Raw genomic sequence first — 16,825 nt, 5'->3', positions numbered from 1 at the left:
TGGCCACCGAGAGCCCTGTGTCGTCACCCTTGACGACCGCCAGCACGAGACGGAGGAGTCGGGCGGCCGACCTCCCGCTCGCCAGCACCACCGTCCCCCGCCGCCGCCGTCCCCGCAACGACCTGTGGCTCGCGCTCGTGTTCATCGCGCCGGCCGCGATCGGCTTCGTGGTGTTCCTCGCCTGGCCGACCGTTCGGGGCATCTACCTGAGCTTCACGTCGTACAACCTGCTCACCGAACCGGAGTTCACCGGGCTGCAGAACTACGCGCGGCTCGTGCAGGACTCGATCTTCTGGCACTCGATGGTGGTCACCGTCGAGTACGTGCTCATCAACATCGTCATCCAGACGGTCGTCGCGCTGTTCATCGCGGTGATGATGCACCGCCTGACGAAGTCGACCTTCGTACGCGGCATCGTCCTGGCGCCGTACCTGGTGTCGAACGTGGTCGCGGCGCTCGTCTGGCTGTGGATCCTCGACACCCAGCTCGGCATCGGCAACGAGATGCTCGCGGCCCTCGGACTCGACCGCATCCCGTTCCTGCAGAGCGACGTCTGGGGCATCCCGTCGATCGCGCTCATCAACGTGTGGCGGCACGTCGGCTACACGGCGCTCCTGATCTTCGCGGGCCTGCAGTCGCTGCCCGAGACCGTCTACGAGGCCGGCCGCATCGACGGGGCGAGCGAGTGGAAGATGTTCTGGCGGATCACGGTGCCGCTGCTCCGCCCGATCCTGTCCCTGGTGCTCATCATCACCGTGATCGGCTCGTTCCAGGTGTTCGACACCGTCGCCGTCACCACGCAGGGCGGCCCCGCGAACGCCACGAACGTCGTGCAGAACTACATCTACAACCTGGCGTTCGGCCGGTTCCAGTTCGGCTACGCGTCCGCGGTCTCGGTCGCGCTCCTCATCGTCCTCAGCATCATCACGATCATCCAGTACCGCCTCACCCGCTCGGGTGAGTCGGACCTGGACTGAACGGAGCGCCGCACCATGACCACGACCCTCACCCGTTCCGTCACCACGAAGCGTCCGCCCCGTCCGGGAGCCGGCCATCGTCGCCGTCCGTCGGTCGGCCGCGTCCTCGCCTGGGTCGCGATGATCCTCGTCATCGTCGTCACCCTGTTCCCGTTCTACTGGATCCTGCGCACCGCCCTGTCGTCGAACGGTGCGATCAACTCCGACCCGACGTCCCTGCTGCCGGTCGGCTTCAGCCTGGGCGGCTTCGAGCGGGTCCTCGGCCTGCAGTCCACCGAGGAGGCCCTGGCCCAGGGCGGCTCCGGCGCTGCTCTGAACTTCTGGCGGTACCTGCTCAACTCCGTGATCGTGTCGACGCTCGTCACGGTCGGCCAGGTGTTCTTCTCGGCCGCCGCAGCGTACGCCTTCGCCCGACTGCGCTGGCCCGGACGCGACAAGGTCTTCGGGGTGTTCCTCGCCGGCCTGATGGTGCCCGCGATCTTCACGCTGCTGCCGAACTTCACGCTCATCAAGCAGCTCGGGCTCGTCGACAACCTGCTCGGCATCGCGCTGCCGACGATGTTCATGACCCCGTTCGCGGTGTTCTTCCTGCGGCAGTTCTTCCTCGGCATCTCGAAGGAGGTCGAGGAGGCCGCACTCATCGACGGTGCGGGCAAGGTCCGCGTGTTCTTCCGACTCGTCATCCCGATGGCCGCCGCACCGATCGCCACCCTCGCCGTGCTGACGTACATCACGAGCTGGAACGACTACTTCTGGCCGCTCATGGTGTCGTACACCGACAGCTCGCGGGTGCTCACCGTGGCGCTCGGCGTCTTCAAGTCGCAGTCCCCGCAGTCCGGCACCGACTGGGCCGGGCTCATGTCCGCGACCCTCGTCGCGGCCCTCCCGATGATCGTGCTGTTCGGCGTCTTCGCCAAGCGGATCGTCAACTCCATCGGCTTCTCCGGGATCAAGTAGCCCCGGCTCGGACAGGACCACCACACCATGACGAACACCCTCTCCCGCCGCGCACTCTTCGCCGGAGGCGCCTCAGCCCTCGCCCTCGGTGCACTCGCCGCCTGCTCGTCACCGAGCCGGGGGACCGCGTCGAAGCGCGGCCCCCGCACCGTGAGCTACTGGCTCTGGGACTCCAATCAGCTGCCCGCGTACCAGCAGGTCGCGAAGGCGTTCCACCGCGAGAACCCCGACATCACGGTGCAGATCACCCAGCTCGGGTGGGCCGACTACTGGACCAAGTTGACGGCCGGGTTCATCGCCGGCACCGCCCCGGACGTCTTCACCGACCACCTGACGAAGTTCCCGCAGTACTCGGACCTCGACGTGCTGTACAAGCTCGACGAGCTCGAGGCGACGAAGTCGATCCGCGACGACGACTACCAGTCCGGCCTCGCCGAGCTGTGGAAGGGGCAGGACGGACACCGCTACGGCTCGCCGAAGGACTGGGACACCGTGGGGATGTTCTACGACCGGAAGGCGATGCAGCAGGCCGGCGTCTCCGACGACGAGCTCGCGACGCTCGAGTGGAACCCCGACGACGGCGGCTCGTTCGAACGGATGCTCGCGCACCTGACCATCGACGCCAAGGGACGGCGGGGTGACGAGCCCGGCTTCGACAAGGAGAACGTCGAGGTCTACGGCATCTCGTCGAACGGCTCCGGCGGCGACGGCTTCGGCCAGACGCAGTGGTCGCCCTTCACCGGATCGACCGACTGGTTCTACACGAACGAGAACCCGTGGGGCGACAGGTTCCGCTACGACGAACAGACGGTGCAGGACACCCTCGCCTGGTACTACCGCCTCGCCGACAAGGGCTACATGGCGAAGTACGGCGTCTTCTCGACCACGACCGGCCCGGACGTGCAGCTCGGCGCGGGCAAGTGCGCCCTGTCGTTCAACGGCTCGTGGATGATCGGCACGTACCTGAACATGAAGGACCTCGACATCGCCGTCGCCCCGACGCCGATCGGGCCGACGGGCAAGCGGGCGTCGATGTTCAACGGGCTCGGCGACTCGATCACGAAGCAGGCGAAGGACCCGGAGGCGGCGGCGAAGTGGGTCGCGTTCCTCGGCAGCGACACCGCGCAGGAGATCGTCGGACGCGCAGGCGTCGTGTTCCCGGCCCGTCCCGCCGGTACCGAGGCGGCGGTCGCGTCGTTCCGGAAGCGCGGGCTGGACGTGTCGGCCTTCACCCGGCAGGTGGAGGAGAAGACCACCTTCCTGTTCCCCGTCACCCGCAACCCGGCGGACGTGCAGGCGCTGCTGCAGCCGGCCTTCGACAACGTCTACGCGAACGGCAAGCCGATCTCGACGTTGACCGGCACCAACGAGCAGGTCAACAACCTGCTGGCGCTCACCTGAGCGCGCGGGTCGCCTGACGCGGTCTGACGCGACCAGGATCGGACGGGAGGCGCGGTGCGGGCCCGCACCGCGCCTCCCGTCCGTGAGACTGGTCACGTGGAACGACGTGAGCAGATCCTGGTGGCCGCTGCGGAGGAGTTCGACCGCGTCGGCTTCGCCGCCGCGACGATCGCGGCCATCGCCCGCGGCGCGGGCGTCTCGCAGGGAGCCTTGTACTTCCACTTCCCGACCAAACTGGCCCTGGCGCTCGGCGTGATCGACGAGCAGAACGTCCGCACCTTCGACGTCGTCAGCCACACCGAGCAGTCGCCCGCAGCCGCCCTGGTCGGCGCCTCACACGCCATCGCGGACCTGCTGCGGACCGACCCGATCGTGCGGGCGGGCATCCGGCTGTCGCTGGAGCGCGGCGAGTTCCACGCGGCGACGGTCAGCTTCTACGAGCAGTGGATCGGCGGGATCGTCGACGTGTTCCGGCTGGCGATCGCGGCCGGCGAGCTCCGAACCGACCTGAGCGCTGAGCAGCTCGGCGCCACCGTCGTGCCGTACTTCACCGGGGTGCAACTCGTGTCCGACGTCCGCACCGGGCGTTCGGACCTGTTCCCGGCCGTCGCGACGATGTGGCGGGTCGTGCTGACGGCCACGGCGGACCCGGCGCACCGCGACCGACTGCTCGGAGTGGTGGACGAGACGTTCAGCGGTCGTGGAGTTCGCGGTCGCGGAACCACTTGAGCAGCCACGCGGCGCTCGTGCGGTCGAACGACCGTGGGAAGTCCGTCTCGCCGGACAGGAACGGACTGAAGCCCGGCTCCGCCTGGACGTCCGCGTCGTCGAGCGAGCGGTAGGCCATCGACCAGCCGTCGAAGCGTCGTCGCTCGATGTCCTCGCGGATGAGCGACTTCACCTCGCCGTGCCGCGGATCACGGCTGATGGCGGCGAACCGGTCGTCGACGCTCCACGCGGGGCCCTCGAGCAACTGCATGAAGCGGCCGCCCTTCACGACGAGCAGCCCGGAGACGCCGAGCGCCTCGTTGCGGAGGCGTGAGCCGTCCAGCAGCGTCGCGAGGTCGTCGTCGTCGAAGGGGACGACGGCGCGACTCATGTAGACGATGGAGACGAGCACGGGTCCATCTTCGTGCGACGGCCCCGATTGCGCGAAACGGATGTCCGCAGAACGCCCCGGACTCAGTCGGCGGGGAGCTCGTGGGCGGTGACGTCCTCGTTGCGCTTCTTCCGCCACGGACGCGCCGGGGTGTTCGGGCCGTCCCAGACCAGGATCGCGCCCCACGCCGCGGCCAGCAGCGGCACCGAGATGATGGCCCCGGTGATGCCGGCCAGGACGGTGCCCGCGGTCAGGCCGATCAGGATGACCAGGCCGTGCAGCTTCAGCGTGCGACCCATCAGGACCGGCTGCAGGAAGTTGCCCTCGAGCTGGTTCACCAGGATCACGATGCCGACCACGATGAGCGCCTGGACCGGGCCGAGCGCGACGAGTGCGACGAGGGCGGCGAGGATGCCGGCCGCGGTCGCACCGACGATCGGGATGAAGGCGGTGATGAACACGACGACGGCCAGGGGGAGCGCGAGCGGGACGCCGACGATCGCGATGCCGACACCGATGCCGATGGCGTCGACGGCGGCGACCGTTGCCGTGCCGCGGACGTACCCGCCGAGGGTCGACACCACGCGGTCGCCGACCCGGCGTGCACGCGCGTACCGCTCACCCGTGAACGGACGGAGCAGGAACTCCCAGATGCTCGGGCCGTCCTTGAGGAAGAAGAACAGCACCACGATCATCAGCACCAGACCGGTCAGGAAGTTCGCGGTGGCCGAGGCGCCGGCCAGGGCGCCGGAGCCGAACTGCGCGCTCGTGACGAAGTCGGTGACGGACGCCACCGCGTCGTCGACCTGCTTGTCCGAGATCGAGATCGGCAGGTTCTTCGCGAAGTCCTGCAACTGCTGGAACCCGTCGACGGCCGACTTCTGCAGCTGCGACCACTGGTTCTCGACCGCGACGACGATCAGCCAGCCGACCAGGCCCAGCACCGCGAGGACGCCGATGAGCACCGCGAGGGTCGCCAGCACCGACGGCACCCGGTGCTTGCGGAGCCAGGACACGACCGGGTGCATGGCCGAGGCGATGATGAGCGCGAGCAGCACCGGGATGGTGACGACGCTCAGGACGCTGCCGGCGTAGACGACGCCCGCGATGACCACCACGACGATGATCAGCTGCAGGCAGCGCGTCGCGAGGCGGCCCGCCGAGTCGGACCACGCCGCCTGGATCTTCGAGGGGTTGGTCGGCTGGGGGCTGTCGCGGAAGAACGGCATGGGATCGACCGTACCGATCCGCGGGGCGGCGCGCCCGGACCCGCGCCCGGACGCGCGCCCGGGATCGCGGCTCAGGTGGGGACGGTCCGCCGCACGTCGGCGTCACGGGCGGCGGGCGCGACGACGAAGGCGGCGACGAGCAGCACGAGGGGCACCAGCATCGCCGCCTGCAGCCCGAGGTGCTCGCCGACGAAGCCGAGCAGCGGTGGCCCGACCAGGAACGCGATGTACCCGGCGGTGGCGACGACCGACACGCGGCGGTCCCCGTCGGTCGGGTGGTCACCCGCTGCCGAGATCGCGAGTGGGAACCCGAGGGCGATGCCGAGCCCCCACACGGCCGCGGCGATCGCCGTGACGACCGGACTCGGCGAGACCACCACGAGCAGGACCCCGATCCCGCCGACCGCGGCGCAGAGCCGGACGACCGGGCCCCGCCCGAGCCGCGTGACGAGCGGGGTACCGGCCGACCGGCCGACGAGCATGGCGAGCGCGAACCCGGTGAAGACCAGCGACCCGACAGCTTCCGGGGCGTCGTGGTCGGTCGTCATCAGGAGCGGGAGCCAGTCGCTGGCGGCACCCTCGGCGAAGGCCATCGCGAGCGTGATCACCGCGATGAGGGCGAGCTGCACGGTGATGACGGAGCGGCGGGTCGCCGTGGTGACGCGGGACGCGCCGACGGTCTCTGCGGCGTCGGCTCCGTCCGTCTGTGCCGCGGCACGCGGGAGCGGCTGCAGGTTGCGCGCAGCGAAGGCCGCGAGTGCCGCCATCACCACCGCCCCGACGAGCAGGTGCACGGCCACCGGTGTCCGGGCAGCCGTCATCGCGATGCCGACGACCCCGCCGACGACGGTTCCCAGGCTGAAGCAGGCGTGCAGCACCGGCACCACCGGGCGGCCGATGTGCCGTTCGACCGCGGCGGCCTCGACGTTGAGGCCGATCTCCGCGACTCCGGACCCGAACCCGATCAGGAACAGCCCCGCCCAGACACCCGCCGGCACCTGCGCCGGGGCCAGCAGGGCGACGAGGACCATGCCGATCACGGGCAGCGCGCCACCGAGCAGGATCAACGGTCGCGTCCCGAGCCGTCGGACGAGCGCACCGGCACCGAGGATCCCGATCATCGACCCGATCGACAGCCCGAGCAGCACGAGCCCCATCGCCTCGATCGACGCCCCGAGTTCGTCGCGGATGGCGGGCGTCCTGGTCACCCACGTGGCGATGCCGAAGCCGGTCATCGTCGACGTGGCGAACAGGGCCCCTCGAGGGTGCCGGGTCATGTGACCATCTGATCGGTCGACCGACGGCCCGTCAAGGGCAGCCGCGCTCGCCGACGCCCGTCGTGGCAGGTGCCGCCTAGGATCGGGCACATGGCGACCGTCCTCCTCGTCCGACACGGACGCACCACCGCGAACGCCACGGGCGTGCTCGCCGGACGCACCGCCGGCGTGCGACTCGACGCCGTCGGGCGGGAGCAGGCCGCCCGGACCGCCGACCGCATCGCCGCGGTCCCCCTCGCCGCCGTCGTCTCGAGCCCGCTCGAACGGTGCCGGCAGACGGCCCGGGCGATCCTGGAGCGGCAGTCGGGCGACCCCGCGTCGGCGATCGAGCGGGCGATCACCGAGGCCGACTACGGCGAGTGGCAGGGGCGGAAGCTCGTCGACCTGTCGAAGGAGCCGCTGTGGCGGACGGTGCAGGCGAACCCGAGCGCCGTGGTGTTCCCCGGCGGCGAGTCCATGCAGACCATGCAGTCCCGGGCGGTGTCGGCGGTCCGCCGCATCGACGCCGAGGTCGAGGCGGCGCACGGTCCCGGCGCGGTCTGGGTCGCGGTGAGCCACGGTGACATCATCAAGTCGGTCCTCGCCGACGCGTTCGGCATGCACCTCGACCTGTTCCAGCGCATCGGTGTCGGACCGGCGTCGGTGTCCGTCGTCCGGTACGGCGAGCACCGCCCCGAGGTGGTCGCGACGAACACCGAGTCCGGCGATCTGTCGTGGCTCGCGACCGCTCCGGCGCCGAGCGGGGACGCGGCGGTCGGCGGCGGGGCCGGACACCCGGAGGCCCCGTCCGAGCCAGGTCCTGCCAGACCCTGAACGGGCGCAGGCCCGCACTCCTACAATGCGGGTATGCCCTCCATCGTCCACGGCTTCGACTGGCCGGACCGCCTCGTCGTCGGCACCATCGGCCGTCCGGGCGAGCGCTCGTTCTACCTGCAGGCCCGATCTGGCAAGCGCGTCACCAGCGTCGCCCTCGAGAAGGAGCAGACCGCGGTGCTCGCCGAGAAGATCGACGAGCTGCTGGACGAGGTCGCCACGGTCGAGGCGAACCGCTTCAGCGTGCCGGACACCGCTCCCGTCGAACTCCGTGACCCGGAGCCCCTGGACCAGCCGGTGGAACCGGAGTTCCGTGCCGGTGCCCTGAGCCTGGGCTTCGACCCGTCGACGGCGCAGGTGGTCATCGAGGCGTACCCGATCGACGACGACGTCGAGATCGTGTCCGAGGAGAGCGAGGACGGCATCGAGATCGAGGCGGTCGTCGAGATCCCCGAACCCGACGAGCTCTTCCAGGTCAAGATCCCGGTCGGCACCGCCCGTGCGTTCGTCGAGCGCACGCGCGAGATCGTCGCCGCCGGCCGTCGGCCCGGCGACGCATGAGCGACGGCTCACTGAACATCACGGCGCGGATCCGCGAGGCCTCGAACGCGACGTTCCTGGCCGAACTGGACGGCGAGGCAGTCGTCTACAAGCCGATCGAGGGGGAGCGCCCGCTCTGGGACTTCCCGGACGGCACACTCGCCGGCCGCGAGGTCGGGGCGCACCTCGTGTCCGAGGCGTTCGGCTGGGGGATCGTCCCGCCGACCTGGCTCGGTGACGGCCCGTTCGGCCCCGGCATGGTGCAGCGCTGGCAGACGATCGACCCGGATCAGGACGCGGTCGACCTCGTCGCGCCCGAGGTCGCCGAGGCCGACGGGTCGCCGTGGCTGCCCGTCCTCGAGGCGATCGACGAGCACGACCAGCCGGTGACGCTCGTGCACGAGGACTCCGAAGCGTTGCGTCGCATGGCCGTCTTCGACGTCGTCGTGAACAACGCCGACCGCAAGGGCGGGCACGTGCTGGCCATGCCCGACGGTCACCGGTTCGGGGTCGACCACGGGCTGGCGTTCCACGTCGAGCACAAGCTCCGCACGGTGCTGTGGGGGTGGATCGGCGAGCCGCTCGGTCCGGACGAACTCGAGGGGCTCGACCGGGTGTCGGAAGCGCTCCGCGGTGCCCTGGGCGACGAACTCGCCGAGCACCTGACACCGGAAGAGGTCGACACGCTGCGTGCGCGGTGCGCGGCACTGCGGGCCGTCGGCATCTTCCCGCCACCGCCGGGGCACGGCCCCGCGGTGCCGTGGCCGTTGTTCTGACACGCCCGGCGGACCTGGCGGACGTGGCGGACGTGGCGGACCTTGCGGCTCCCGTGGCCCGTCGGATCCCGGTCGGTGGGGCCCGTCGGGTCCGGACCCCACCGACCGGTCCGCGTCCGTGATCCGTGGACGCGGACACCCGTGGCGTCCGGTGGCGTGCGCCGTTGCACTCCGGGACCCCGCGGGAGTCGACCGGTCGAGAACGGATCAGGTGCACTCGGCCGACCGCTTCCGGCACACCGACGACGTCGGCGCAGGAAGAACGATCACGGCGGCCGGGGTCTGGGGCAACTGTGGTGGCGCTCAGCATACGTCTGCGGCACCTCGCGCAACAGCCCCTGTCGAGACCGTCTCGGTGGTCAGTCGAACAGCGACGGCCCGCCGTGGCGCGAGCCCAGGTACGACCCCACGACGGCGACGCCGAGGTCGTCGTTCTCCGGAGCGACGACGGAGCCGTCCACACGCTTCGCCATGGCGTCGATGAACCTCGCGAGGCCCGGGTCGTCACCGAGGCGGAAGAACGTCGTCTGGGCGCCGAGTCGCCCGGCGTTCTCGAGTTCGCGCACGGTCAGCGCGATCGTCACGGGGTCCGGCGGGTAGTCGAACCACACCTGCCCGTTCGGCTCGAGGTGCGACGTCGGTTCACCGTCGGTGACGATGAGCAGGACGGGTTGCGCGGTCGGGTGCTTCCGGAAGTGCCGGTTGGCGAGCAGCAGCGCGTGGTGCAGGTTCGTGCCCTTGTCCCACATGGCATCGAGACCGACGAGCTGCTCGATGTCCACCGCCTCGGCTTCGCGACCGAACGCGATGAGCTGCAGGTCGTCGCCGCGGAACCGTGTCGACACCAGGGTGTGCAACGCCAGGGCCGTGCGCTTCATCGGCACCCAGCGGTCCTCCATCGCCATCGAGAACGACGTGTCGACGAGCAGCGCGACGCAGGCCTGCGTGCGGGCCTCCGTCTCCTGCACCTCGACGTCGTCGATGGTCAGGCGGACGCCGGGGCCGACCCGGCCGGTGGCGGCGGTCCGGGTCAGGGCGTTCGTGATCGACCGGGTGACGTCCCACGGCTCGGTGTCGCCGTACGCCCACTGCCGGGTCGCACCGGACGGTTCGCCGGCCGCGCCGGACTGCCGGATGTCCCGTGCACCCTGTCGGCCGGACATCCGCTCGGCGACGTCGCGGAGCAGGCTCTTGCCGAGCTGTCGCATCGCCTTCGGGGTGAGCCGGAGCTGTCCGTCGGCTCCGCGGCGCATCGCCCCGGAGTTCCGCAGGGCCTTCTCGAGCTGCTGCAGGGTCTTGGCGTCGACGGCCGCCTCGGCGCCGAGTTGCCGGGTCAGGGCGTCGAGGTCCAGGTCGTCGAGCTCGGAGCCGGGTCCGGACTGCGCGAGCTGGTCGGCGAGGGCGTCGAGGTCGGCGATGTCCTGGAAGACCCCGGTGCCGTCGCCGAGTCCAAGGCCCTGCTCGCCGTCCATGCGCTCGGACCCGCCCCAGTCCTCACCGGGGCGCAGCGACCGCAGGGTGCCGTCGAGCTGGGACAGCTGCCCCATCAGGTCGGGGGAGCCGAAGGCCTGCTGGGCGAGCGCGTCGAGTTCGTCGCGCTGCTCCTGCGTCATCGAGTTCCGCATCCGCTGGGCGGCTGCGGCCCGTGCGGCGAGGTCGTCGAGCAACTCCTCGACGTTCGCGGGACCCGACGGGAAGTACTCGCCGTGCTTCGCCATGAACTCGTCGAACTGCTCCTGCGTGTCGGTGCCGGCGCGGTGGTCCTCGAGCAGCTGGTTGAGGTCCTGCATCATCGCGCTGACGGCGGCGCGGTCCTCGTCCGTGGCACCCTCGAGCGCCTGCTTCATGCCCGCGAAGCGCTGGTCGAGCACCTCGCGTCCGAGCAGGTCCTTGATCTCGTCGTACTTCTGCCGGGCCTCGCGGCTCGTCCAGTCGTAGTCGCCGAGCTCCTGCACGGCGGCGGCCGGCGACGGGGACAGGCTGTCGAGCTGCATCTCCGCCAGGGCGCGGTCCCCGTCGTCGAGGTCGACGTTGCGGGCGAGTTCGCCGCGTTCGGCACGGAGCGCCTGGTCGAGCAGTTCGCGGACCTGCTGGAGCGTGCCGTCGAGGTTGTTCTTCGCGGTGAGTTCTCGTCGCCGTTCCGCGACCTTGCGCGCGAGGTCGTCGAGCCCGCGCTGCGTCCGGCCGCCACGGCGCAGGAACTCCCGCATCGCGCGCTCGGGCGACGTGCCGGCCATCACGTCCTGCCCGATGGCGTCGAGTGCTTCGGCCAGGTCGGCGGGCGGCGCGAGCGGGTCCGGACCGTCGGTGTACCTGCCGTACCGGGTGTCCCGCGTCAGGCGACGGTTCTGCCTAGCCATAGACGGCTTCGCCCCCGCCGGACTCCTTGCTGATGCGGCGGGCGAGGAAGAGCCCCTCGAGCGCGAGTTCGATCGCACCCGCGCGCTCGCCGTCGTTCGTGGCGCCGAGGCGCTCGCACACCTGGTCGTACAGGTCGGACTCGCCGATCGACGGCAGCCCTTCGAGGAACGCCCGTGCCCCGACCTGCTCGCCCGTCGTCACCATCGTCCCACCGTCGAGCGCCTCGACGAGCACCCCGAAGTCCAGCCCGCGGAACCGGGCACGCACCGTCTCCGCCGTGGCGGTCCGCAGCAGGTGCTCGAGCACCTCGTCCGCGCGGTCCTCCTCGCCGTTCTCGAACTCGATCTTGCCGCCGAGCACGTCGACCGCCGTCTCGAGGTCGATCGGCCGTGCGACGGCGTCCGGCTCACCCTGCCGCGCCGCGCGGTGCACGGCCGCCGCGGCGACCGTCTCGGCGCCGGCGATCGCGAACCGGGCGCTGACACCGCTGCGCTGGTCGACCGCGCTCGACCCGCGCAGCGCACGGGTGAAGCGGGCCAGGATCTCGACGATCGCGTCCGGCACCTCGGCGGTCAGCTGAGCCTCCTGCCGGATGACGGCGATCTCGTCCTCGAGTTCGATCGGGTAGTGGGTCCGGATCTCCGCGCCGAAGCGGTCCTTCAGCGGTGTGATGATCCGGCCGCGGTTGGTGTAGTCTTCCGGGTTCGCGCTGGCCACCACGAGCACGTCGAGGGGGAGCCGGAGCACGTAGCCGCGGATCTGGACGTCGCGTTCCTCCATCACGTTGAGCATCGCGACCTGGATGCGTTCGGCCAGGTCCGGCAGCTCGTTGATGGCGACGATGCCGCGGTGGCCGCGGGGGACGAGTCCGAAGTGGATGGTCTCCGGGTCGCCCAGGCTGCGCCCCTCGGCGACCTTCATCGGGTCGACGTCGCCGATCAGGTCGGCGACGCTCGTGTCCGGCGTCGCGAGCTTCTCGACGTAGCGGTCGTCGCGGTGGCGCCACGAGATCGGCAGGGCGTCGCCGAGGTCCTCGGCCCGGCGGGCGCTCGCGGTGGTGATGGGCTCGTACGGGTGTTCGCCGAGTTCGGAGCCGGTGATCACCGGGGTCCACTCGTCGAGCAGGCCCTGCAGCGTCCGCAGCAGGCGGGTCTTGCCCTGGCCGCGCTCGCCGAGCAGGACGATGTCGTGGCCGGCGATGAGGGCACGTTCGAGCTGTGGGATCACGGTCGTCTCGAACCCGTGCAGGCCGGGCCAGGGGTCGTCTCCCGCGCGCAGCGCGGTGAGCAGGTTGTCGCGGATCTCGGCGCGGACCGGCTTCTGGACGTGGCCAGAAATGCGGAGCTCGCCGACCGTGCGGATGTCGGGTCGGGTCACGTTCTGGACGTTACGCCGTTGCGGACGGGAGGCACGGTGCCAGCTGGCACCGTGCCTCCCGTCCGCTTGTGGGTTTCCATAGCAACCGCAATGATTGGGGCTCCGGCATCGGAGCCGGATTCGATAGGGGGATCCGGCTCCGAGCCGGCCCCGTCGTACCGAATGTGAACCATCTCGCCGATCTCGGCGTAGGTTCCCCTCTCGTGAGCAGCACGAACGGGGCGATCAAGAGCCTGGTCCCCGCCAGGATGGACAGACTGCCGTGGACACGGTTCCACTGGAGTGTCGTCGTCGGACTCGGGGTCTCCTGGATCCTGGACGGTCTGGAGATCCAGATCGTCTCCAACGCGGGATTCCAGGCCGACCTCAACCTGTCGACGCAGCAGGTGACCTCCCTCGGCACGATCTACCTGGTGGGCCAGGTGGTCGGAGCGCTGGTGTTCGGGCGGATGTCCGACCGGCTCGGGCGCCGCAAGCTCTTCATCCTGACGCTCGCGATCTACCTGATCGGTTCCGGCATCGCCGGCCTCGCCCAGGACTTCTGGTTCCTGGCCGCGTTCCGGTTCGTCGCGGGCCTCGGCATCGGCGGCGAGTACGCGGCGATCAACTCGGCGATCGACGAACTCATCCCGGCCAAGTACCGCGGCCACGTCGACATCGCCATCAACGGCACGTACTGGGGCGGCGCAGCGCTCGGCGCCTTCGCGAACATCTACCTGCTCGACACGGCGAACTTCTCCGAGAGCATCGGCTGGCGCATCGGGTTCTTCCTCGGCCCGGTGCTCGGCATCGCGATCATCTTCCTGCGGCGGCACATCCCCGAGAGTCCGCGCTGGCTCATGACCCACGGGCGGGAGGAAGAGGCGGAAGCGACCGTCACCCAGATCGAGGAGGCGGTCGAGAAGTCCACGGGCAAGCGGCTGCCGGACGTCGACGAGTCGAAGGCCATGACCGTGACGCCGACCGACCGCGTCGGGTTCCTGACCATCGCGCGCGTGCTGCTCAAGCAGTACCCGACGCGCACGCTGGTCGGGGCGTCGATGATGATCACGCAGGCGTTCCTCTACAACGCCATCTTCTTCACCTACGCGCTCGTCCTGACGAACTTCTTCGGCCTGAAGACCGCGCAGACGTCGATCTACTTCTTCCCCTTCGCGATCGGCAACCTGCTCGGGCCGATCATCCTCGGTCGGTTCTTCGACACCTGGGGCCGGCGCCAGATGATCTTCCTGACGTACCTGGTGTCCGGGCTCGTCCTGGCGACCTCGGCGTTCCTGTTCCGCGCCGACGCGATCTCGGCGACGGTGCAGGTGGCCTTCTGGTGCGTGTCGTTCTTCTTCGCCTCGGCCGGTGCCTCGAGCGCGTACCTGACGGTGAGCGAGATCTTCCCGCTCGAACTGCGGTCGCAGGCCATCTCGTACTTCTTCGCCCTCGCGCAGGTCTTCGGTGCGATCGCGCCGCTGATCTACGGGGCGTTCATCGGGGACGGATCCTCGCGTGAGCCGCTCTTCTGGGGGTACCTGCTCGGGTCCGCGGTGATGATCGGCGGTGGGGTGATCGCCCTGGTCTTCGGGGTCGATGCCGCCCGGAAGGGGCTCGAGGACGTGACGCAACCGCTCTCGGTCCTGACCGGCGACGCGGAGGAGCAGCGGCGCTGACGCACGGCCTCGGCCATGCAACATTCTGTATGCAGAGTGTTTAGCGGCGCCGTCGACAGGGTGCCACTGTGCCCGCATGGCACTCCTCCACAGCGCGACCCCGACGACGACGATCCACGATGGTGGCGGCGCCCCCGCCGGGGGCATCCGCCGTGCGTGAGGCTGGCCGCATGGAGAAGTCACCGTTGCGCATCGGTCGGGGCGACCTCGATCCCCGTGGGCTGCGGCGCAGCCTGCTGCGCGACGCGGTGTTCCTCCGTCTGCTCGACAACGTCCTGCGCGGCGAGTACCGGCGTGGGCAGCGACTCCGGCTCGACACCATCGCCGACGACATGCAGGTCTCCCGCACCCCGGTGCGCGAAGCCCTCGTCTCCCTCGAGTCGCACCAGCTCGTCACGGTGCAGCGGTACGTCGGCGTGGTGATCACGCAGTGGTCGGTCGACCAGATGACCGAGCGGCTGCGCATCGCACGCGCGATGATCGTCGACCCGGCGGCGAGCGGCACGGGGCCCGACGATCGCTTCGACCACAGCTGGCTCCGCGAGTGCTGGACCGAAGCGGGGGCCTTCGTCGAACTCGCCGCGTGGTTCCTGCGACGGCGCGGCGCCTCGGTGAGCGCCGACTGGATGCTGTCCCAGCGCACCGTCCTCGACATGTTCTTCACGGACGACGTCGCCCTGGCCAACGGGATCGACGCCGTGGTCGACCGAGCGCGGCGACTCGACCTCGTCGACCAGGCCGTGCGGGCAGCGGAGCGTGACGCGGTCGACGACTGCGCGGCGGTGCTGCTCGAGCTCGCCGCGGCGCTCATCGCCCTGCCGGACCGGTTCCGGGTCTCCGTGGCCTCCTGAGCGGGCCAGGCTGCGGGTTCGCACAGGTCGGCGTCGCGGCGCACGGATCCGGGGCCGGTGGCGGATCGCGCACTCGGGTTCGAGGTCGTTCGCACTGGATCGCCAGGGAGCTCCGTGGCAGCCTTGACCGGTTGCCACCCCGGCGCGTCCACCGACGACAGGAGAGCCCGTGCACGACGTCCGCGATCGCTCCCACCGCCTGAACCGAGCCGACGGGATCGCACGCCACGGACGTCTCCGACGGTCTGCACCCCTCCGGACCGTCGCTGCGCTGGTCGCGAGCGTGGCCGCAGTGGCGGTCGTCAGTACCGCCTCCGTGGCGGCCATCGCAGCGAAGCAGGTGACGGACGACCTCGGCGACGGCGTGCAGATCGAGGGTCAGCCGGCGCCGCGGTCGAACGGCACCAAGGCTCCGTCGCTCAGCGCCTACAAGGGCGGCTTCAACATGCTCGTCGTCGGGACGGACAACGACCCGGACCAGTCAGCGGAGTTCGGGGAGCGCGACGCCACCCTCAACGACGTCAACATCCTGCTCCACGTCTCGGCGGACCACACCAACGCGACCGCGGTGAGCATCCCACGCGACCTCGTCACCCCGATCCCCGCGTGCAAGAAGACCGACGGCTCCGGGACGGCATCGGCGATGGCCGCCCAGCCCATCAACACCTCGTTCAGCGACGGCGGGCTCAACTGCGTGACCCAGACCGTGCAGGGGCTCACCGGCTTGGACATCCAGTACTCGGCAGCGGTCTCGTTCAACGGGGTCATCGAGATGTCGAACGCGATCGGTGGTGTGCCGGTCTGCGTGGCGCAGCCGATCGAGGACCCGTACACCGGGCTCGACCTGCCCGCCGGCACGTCGACCCTGCAGGGCGACGAGGCCCTCGCCTTCCTGCGGACCCGGCACGGCGTCGGTGACGGCTCCGACCTCGGCCGGATCTCGAGCCAGCAGGTGTTCCTGTCGTCGCTGCTCCGGACCGTGAAGTCGAACGACACCCTCACCTCGCCGACCACCCTGTACAAGCTGGCCCGCGCCGCGGCGTCGAACATGCAGCTGTCCGAGAGCCTGAACGACATCGGCACGATGGTGCAGATGGGTCGAGCGCTGCAGGACCTCCCGCTGTCGCAGGTGAACTTCGTGCAGTACCCGGGCACGACCGGCGGCACCGGGGTCTACGAGGGCAAGGTGCAGCCGACGACGTACCTGGCCGACCGGTTGTTCGCGAAGATCAAGGCGGACCAGTCGTTCTCCCTGGGGGAGGACAGCACGGGCATCGGGTCCGAGACGAACGCGGCGCCGTCGGCGGCTGCCTCGTCGTCGGCTGCTGCTGCCGCGCCGTCGGCTCCGGCGTCCTCGCCCGCGGCTGCTGCGCCGTCGTCACCTGCCGCCGCTGCTCCGACGGCATCCGCGACGCCGGAGACCATCGACGGGCTCGAGGGGCAGTCCGCCGACCAGCAGACCTGTTCCAAGGCCTTCGGCTACTGACCTGGCGGCTCAGGGCCCCCGCC

The 16,825-nt window shown here is 70.4% G+C and carries 15 protein-coding genes; 10 read left to right on the top strand and 5 right to left on the bottom strand.

The features are described 5' to 3' along the window. Positions 1–29: 29 nt before the first annotated feature. From ACGH48_RS15095 to ACGH48_RS15080, 4 genes are all read left to right on the top strand, one after another. Positions 30–977 (top strand): carbohydrate ABC transporter permease, encoded by a 948-nt coding sequence (locus tag ACGH48_RS15095; protein WP_123314369.1) that lies wholly within the window; start codon positions 30–32, stop codon positions 975–977. A gap of 15 nt (positions 978–992) precedes the next feature. Next, positions 993–1,934, top strand: a complete 942-nt coding sequence (locus ACGH48_RS15090) for a carbohydrate ABC transporter permease (protein ID WP_340196749.1) — start codon at positions 993–995, stop codon at positions 1,932–1,934. Between the two features lie 27 nt (positions 1,935–1,961). Next, complete coding sequence (locus tag ACGH48_RS15085; protein WP_396289161.1) at positions 1,962–3,335, top strand: ABC transporter substrate-binding protein; 1,374 nt, start codon at positions 1,962–1,964, stop codon at positions 3,333–3,335. A gap of 96 nt (positions 3,336–3,431) precedes the next feature. Then, on the top strand, positions 3,432–4,064 hold the full coding sequence (locus ACGH48_RS15080; protein WP_340196751.1) for a ScbR family autoregulator-binding transcription factor: 633 nt from the start codon (positions 3,432–3,434) through the stop codon (positions 4,062–4,064). On the opposite strand, the gene ACGH48_RS15075 is transcribed toward ACGH48_RS15080, so the two are convergent. From ACGH48_RS15075 to ACGH48_RS15065, 3 genes are all read right to left on the bottom strand, one after another. After that, complete coding sequence (locus ACGH48_RS15075; RefSeq protein ID WP_396289160.1) at positions 4,027–4,455, bottom strand: BLUF domain-containing protein; 429 nt, start codon at positions 4,453–4,455, stop codon at positions 4,027–4,029. The two genes, ACGH48_RS15080 and ACGH48_RS15075, sit on opposite strands and share 38 nt — an antisense overlap. 62 nt (positions 4,456–4,517) lie before the next feature. After that, entirely contained in the window at positions 4,518–5,663 is a 1,146-nt protein-coding gene (locus ACGH48_RS15070; protein WP_396289159.1) for an AI-2E family transporter, read from the bottom strand. A 71-nt stretch (positions 5,664–5,734) separates the two neighbouring features. Continuing rightward, a complete protein-coding gene (locus ACGH48_RS15065; protein WP_396289158.1) occupies positions 5,735–6,940 on the bottom strand; it encodes an MFS transporter in 1,206 nt (401 codons plus the stop codon). A gap of 90 nt (positions 6,941–7,030) precedes the next feature. Between ACGH48_RS15065 and ACGH48_RS15060 the strand changes: the two genes are divergently transcribed. Genes ACGH48_RS15060 through ACGH48_RS15050 form a run of 3 tightly spaced genes read left to right on the top strand, consistent with a single transcriptional unit; the run spans position 7,031 to position 9,069 of the window. Beyond that, complete coding sequence (locus ACGH48_RS15060; protein WP_123314179.1) at positions 7,031–7,753, top strand: histidine phosphatase family protein; 723 nt, start codon at positions 7,031–7,033, stop codon at positions 7,751–7,753. Positions 7,754–7,786: 33 nt separating this feature from the next. Beyond that, positions 7,787–8,314, top strand: a complete 528-nt coding sequence (locus tag ACGH48_RS15055) for a DUF3090 domain-containing protein (RefSeq protein WP_123314178.1) — start codon at positions 7,787–7,789, stop codon at positions 8,312–8,314. Next, positions 8,311–9,069 carry an SCO1664 family protein gene (locus ACGH48_RS15050; RefSeq protein ID WP_340196754.1) on the top strand — a complete coding sequence of 253 codons (759 nt, stop codon included), beginning with the start codon at positions 8,311–8,313 and terminating at the stop codon, positions 9,067–9,069. The genes ACGH48_RS15055 and ACGH48_RS15050 overlap by 4 nt, the downstream gene beginning before the upstream one ends. A gap of 359 nt (positions 9,070–9,428) precedes the next feature. Here the strand turns inward: ACGH48_RS15050 and ACGH48_RS15045 are convergent, their stop codons facing one another. After that, complete coding sequence (locus ACGH48_RS15045; protein ID WP_396289157.1) at positions 9,429–11,429, bottom strand: VWA domain-containing protein; 2,001 nt, start codon at positions 11,427–11,429, stop codon at positions 9,429–9,431. Beyond that, positions 11,422–12,807 carry a magnesium chelatase gene (locus ACGH48_RS15040; RefSeq protein ID WP_396289156.1) on the bottom strand — a complete coding sequence of 462 codons (1,386 nt, stop codon included), beginning with the start codon at positions 12,805–12,807 and terminating at the stop codon, positions 11,422–11,424. The genes ACGH48_RS15045 and ACGH48_RS15040 overlap by 8 nt, the downstream gene beginning before the upstream one ends. Before the next feature lie 203 nt (positions 12,808–13,010). Between ACGH48_RS15040 and ACGH48_RS15035 the strand changes: the two genes are divergently transcribed. The 3 genes from ACGH48_RS15035 (at position 13,011) to ACGH48_RS15025 (ending at position 16,802) form a co-directional block, all read left to right on the top strand. Then, positions 13,011–14,465: an MFS transporter gene (locus ACGH48_RS15035; protein ID WP_340196757.1), complete on the top strand. Its 1,455-nt coding sequence runs from the start codon at positions 13,011–13,013 to the stop codon at positions 14,463–14,465. A 170-nt stretch (positions 14,466–14,635) separates the two neighbouring features. Next, positions 14,636–15,316, top strand: coding sequence for a GntR family transcriptional regulator (locus tag ACGH48_RS15030; RefSeq protein ID WP_396289154.1), 681 nt, complete (start codon positions 14,636–14,638; stop codon positions 15,314–15,316). A gap of 292 nt (positions 15,317–15,608) precedes the next feature. Continuing rightward, positions 15,609–16,802, top strand: coding sequence for an LCP family protein (locus ACGH48_RS15025; RefSeq protein ID WP_396289153.1), 1,194 nt, complete (start codon positions 15,609–15,611; stop codon positions 16,800–16,802). The last annotated feature ends 23 nt before the right edge of the window (positions 16,803–16,825 follow it).

It is taken from the genome of Curtobacterium pomorum (assembly GCF_044497295.1).
Lineage (GTDB): Bacteria > Actinomycetota > Actinomycetes > Actinomycetales > Microbacteriaceae > Curtobacterium.
This window is presented reverse-complemented; position numbering and strand designations above follow the sequence as displayed.